At 39.8% G+C, this 1,702-nt stretch carries 2 protein-coding genes; both read right to left on the bottom strand.

All coding sequences use genetic code 11. The features are described 5' to 3' along the window. Positions 1-207 precede the first annotated feature (207 nt). A complete protein-coding gene (locus GMD1S_RS10240) occupies positions 208-459 on the bottom strand; it encodes a hypothetical protein (RefSeq protein ID WP_000704103.1) in 252 nt (83 codons plus the stop codon). Positions 460-607: 148 nt separating this feature from the next. Further along, complete coding sequence (locus tag GMD1S_RS10245; RefSeq protein WP_000737945.1) at positions 608-1,678, bottom strand: ABC transporter substrate-binding protein; 1,071 nt, start codon at positions 1,676-1,678, stop codon at positions 608-610. Positions 1,679-1,702: the final 24 nt, after the last annotated feature.

Consider the following 1,702-nt stretch of genomic DNA (forward strand, 5'->3'; position numbering starts at 1 on the left):
TTCAATGAACTTGTCATTCTCTTATTCTTATGCAATTGTCTGATTGAGTAGCATGACTTCCTAGCTTAGATGGCTTGCAGCACCGCCAATTCTCTGGACTAAGACAACTGAAAATCAATTCTCAACTTTCTTATTATATCGTTTTTTGAGTTCTGCGTCAACTGGGAATCATCTCCATTGAATCAGACCCATTCCCTACATCTCAGATTACTTTTTCAGAATATATTTTTTCTTACTGCTATCACTCTTTTTATCCCAACTTTTATCCCAAAGTTTTGAATTGCTAAAGATAGCTTCGAAAATATTTACAAATATAAAGTACCCTATCACCAAATATATGGAATCCGTTGTTAGGTATTGTCTATCCAAGCCATCCTTTAAATGGATTAGTATAGCTGTTTGTTGAACAATCAAAAAGGTTGGCCAATAACTTTTTTTGAAAAAAGTAGATATTTTCATCTTTGTTACCGCTTTCTATTCGTATAAACTTAGTATACTACTAGGCAAGCAAATAAGCAACTCGAATAGAAAAAGATAAGGCTGTAAAAGTTAACTTCTATTAAAAAAACGAACCAGCTTAACTGATTCGTTTCGTGTCTGCTAACTTCTACTTCCGATACATCTTAAATTGTAGGAAGAGATCGCTATATTTGCCTGTCCATTTATGGTCGAATTTCTCATAAACTTCTAGGTGTTTCATGGTATCAGCGTCTGGATAGAAAGATTTGTCTTCCTTGGTCTCCTCTGGGAGCATTTCCTTAGCTGGTAGGTTTGGTGTTGAATAGCCCACATACTCGGCATTTTTGAGAGCATTTTCGGGTTTCAACATAAAGTTGATAAAGGCATAGGCCGCATCTTGGTTTTTCACGGTTTTTGGAATGACCATGTTATCAAACCAGAGGTTACTTGCTTCTGTCGGAACGACATACTTGAGGTTAGGATTTTTCTCCAACATCTGGCTGGCTTCTCCTGAGAAGGTCACACCAATAGCAGCATTGTTCTGGATCATGTAACCCTTCATCTCGTCCGCCACAATGGCCTTGATATTTGGAGTCAGTTTATAGAGCTTATCCACTGTCTCTTCCAACTGCTGAGGATCCTTGGAGTTGAGGCTGTAACCAAGTGAGTTAAGTCCGAATCCCAGCACCTCACGCGCCCCATCAAAGAGCATGATGGAATCCTTGTACTCTGGCTTCCAGAGGTCATCCCAATGCTCAGGCGCCTCCTCTACCATGGTTTCATTGTAGACAATTCCCAAGGTTCCCCAGAAGTAAGGAATGGAGAATTTATTGCCTGGGTCAAAAGACTGGTTGAGGAACTCTGGTCCGATATTTTCAATCCCTTCAATTTTTGAATAATCAAGAGGTACTAAGAGGTCTTCATCCTTCATCTTGTTGATCATGTACTCACTCGGGATGGCAATATCGTAGGTCGTTCCACCCTGCTTGATTTTGGTATACATGGCTTCGTTGGAGTCAAAGGTCTCATACTGGACTTGGATTCCTGTCTCTTCAGTGAATTGCTCCAAGAGTTCTGGATCGATATAGTCTCCCCAGTTGTAGATAACCAATTTTTGACTATCTCGACTATTGATTTTACTATCTAAATGAGTCGCAATTCCCCACAAGATCAGGATAATGGCTACGATTCCTGCTAAAAATGAATAGAGTTTTTTCATGCTTGCTCCTCCTTCTCACGTGAG

Origin of the sequence: Streptococcus sp. GMD1S, from assembly GCF_000296875.1 — a bacterium.
Taxonomy (GTDB): Bacteria; Bacillota; Bacilli; order Lactobacillales; family Streptococcaceae; genus Streptococcus.